At 56.6% G+C, this 2,344-nt stretch carries 3 protein-coding genes; all 3 read left to right on the forward strand.

Annotated features, from left to right (window positions below; genetic code table 11):
* Window positions 1-663 (forward strand): 4Fe-4S binding protein (locus tag DW922_RS08465; protein WP_118726345.1); only part of this gene is annotated, 663 nt, incomplete at its 5' end.
* The gene (locus DW922_RS08470) at window positions 660-1,619 is read left to right on the forward strand and encodes a TlpA disulfide reductase family protein (protein WP_118726346.1); all 960 of its coding nucleotides are present in this window, start codon (window positions 660-662) and stop codon (window positions 1,617-1,619) included. The genes DW922_RS08465 and DW922_RS08470, both read left to right, overlap by 4 nt.
* A 37-nt stretch (window positions 1,620-1,656) precedes the next feature.
* Window positions 1,657-2,344, forward strand: a 688-nt coding sequence (gene msrA / locus DW922_RS17995; RefSeq protein WP_243032148.1) for a peptide-methionine (S)-S-oxide reductase MsrA, incomplete at its 3' end; no start/stop codon positions are given.

Consider the following 2,344-nt stretch of genomic DNA (forward strand, 5'->3'; position numbering starts at 1 on the left):
TATATCACAGGCTTTCTCATTTTGCTGGGAGTCCTGCTGGGACGCTTTATCTGCGGCTTTCTATGCCCCTTCGGCTGGTTTCAGGAGCTGCTGCACAAAATCCCCACGAAGAAGCTTTCCACAAAAAGGCTGAAGCCGCTGACATACCTGAAATACGCTGTCCTGCTGGTGATGGTTTTCCTGCTACCGGCGTTCCTTGTGAACGATGTGGGCATGGGAGACCCCTTCTTCTGCAAGTACCTCTGCCCCCAGGGCGTGCTGGAGGGAGCCATCCCGCTGTCCCTTGCCAATTCCGGCATCCGGGCGGCGCTGGGCAAGCTGTTTACATGGAAATTCAGCATCCTGCTGTCGGTGATTGCGCTGAGCGTACTGTTCTACCGACCGTTCTGCAAGTGGCTTTGCCCGCTTGGCGCGTTCTATGCGCTGTTCAACCGGGTGTCCCTCTTCCAGATAAAGGTGGACAAGAGTAAGTGCGTCTCCTGTGGGAAATGTGCCAGAGCCTGCAAGATGGATGTGGATGTGACGAAAACGCCCAACCATACCGAGTGCATCCGCTGCGGAATGTGCATCCGCGCCTGTCCGACGAACGCCGTGTGCTTTCGTTACGGCTTCGGAAACGGGAAAGAAACAACAAAGAAAACAACGATGGAGGAATCAAAATGAACAGGAAGAGAATTTTTGCACTGGCTTTTGCCGTGCTGATGGTGCTGGCCTTGGCGGCCTGCGGCACGAAGAACAATGACAAGATGGGCGACATGAGCGGCAACGGCTCCGCCATGACTGGCGAGCCGAAAAACGCCGAGGAGGCGCTCGCCCTGCACAAGGAGCTGCTGGATCGGGAGAACGCGATCCTGTCGGAAAATACCGAGCTGTGGGAAAATGTCTTTATGGAGGCTGACAAGGGCATGGCCATGATCGAGGACGGGAAAAACTACGGCGACTTCCTGCTGGATACCGTCGAGGCCGCTAAAGAGCAGTTCACCAACAAGGAGTATGAGTGGCTGAAGGAGTCAGCCACGGAGATCAGCAATATTGAAAACAGGCTGACCGAGTTGGAAGAGAAGTATCCCGAGCTCATGCAGAAATCCATGGACGGCGATATGAGCATGCCCGCGGGCAGCGACACGAACAACCCTCCCGACGACGGCAGTATGCAGAAGTTCCCCGCCTTTGAAGGGAAAGATCTGGACGGCAACACGGTGAAGAGCGACGAGCTATTCTCCGCCAACGCCGTCACCGTGATGAATTTCTGGTTCACCACCTGCAATCCCTGCGTAGGCGAGCTTTCCGAGCTGGATGCGCTGAACAAGGAACTGGCGGAGAAGGGCGGCTCCCTCATCGGCGTCAACACCTTCACGCTGGACGGCGACGAAACGGCAATTTCCGAGGCGAAGGATGTGCTTGCCAAGAAGGGCGCCACCTATCAGAATGTGTATTTTGACTCCGACGGTGAGGCAGGAAAGTTTACCACCAGCATCTTTGCCTATCCCACCACCTATGTGGTCGACCGCAGCGGCAATATCGTGGGTGAACCCATCGTAGGCGCCATCACGGAAAAGAAGCAGGCGGAGACGCTGCAAAAACTCATCGACCAGGCTCTTGCCGCCGATATGGGCTGACAAACGAATTTATCTTCTCAGAAAGGAGGGATACACCATGTATCGGAGAGTATTGCCGCTTCTGCTCACCGCGGTACTGCTGTTGAGCGGCTGCGCCGCCGGGCAGAAAAATATGCCGCAGAAAACGGACGAGAAGGAAATGACCGGACAGCCCTCTGATATGTCCGGTGAAGGAAGCATGTATATGGATACCACGGAAAATGTCATATATCTGGCGGGCGGCTGCTTCTGGGGCATGGAACAGCTGATGCAGTCCATCCCCGGCGTCATCGATGCCGAGAGCGGCTATGCCAACGGCACATGCGAGGCGGACGCCGATTACAAGACCGTCTGCAAAGGGAACACCGGCTTCCGGGAGACCGTGCGGGTGGAATATGACCCCGGGCAGGTGAGTCTCGACGCCCTGCTGCTGGCCTACTTCTATGTGATCGACCCCACGGTGGAGAACCGGCAGGGCAACGACCGGGGCAGCCAGTATCAAACCGGTGTCTATTACACCAACGAAAGCGCGAAGGAAACGGTCGAGCGCATCGCGGAGATCGAGCGGGGACGCAGTGAAAAGTTCTTCGTGGAGATAGGTCCACTCAAGAACTATTACCCCGCCGAGGAGTACCACCAGAACTACCTCGAAAAGAACCCGAACGGCTACTGCCACATCCCGCGCGCGGAGATGGAGCTGTTTTCCCGGCTGCGCATCGATCCGGGCGACTATCAGAAGCCCGCGG

The organism is Clostridium sp. AM42-4 (genome assembly GCF_003480105.1).
Lineage (GTDB): Bacteria > Bacillota > Clostridia > Lachnospirales > Lachnospiraceae > Brotaphodocola.

Coding starts and splice junctions, on each gene's coding strand:
- DW922_RS08470 (WP_118726346.1), top strand. CDS start 660: ATGAACAGGAAGAGAATTTTTGCACTGGCTTTTGCCGTGCTGATGGTG.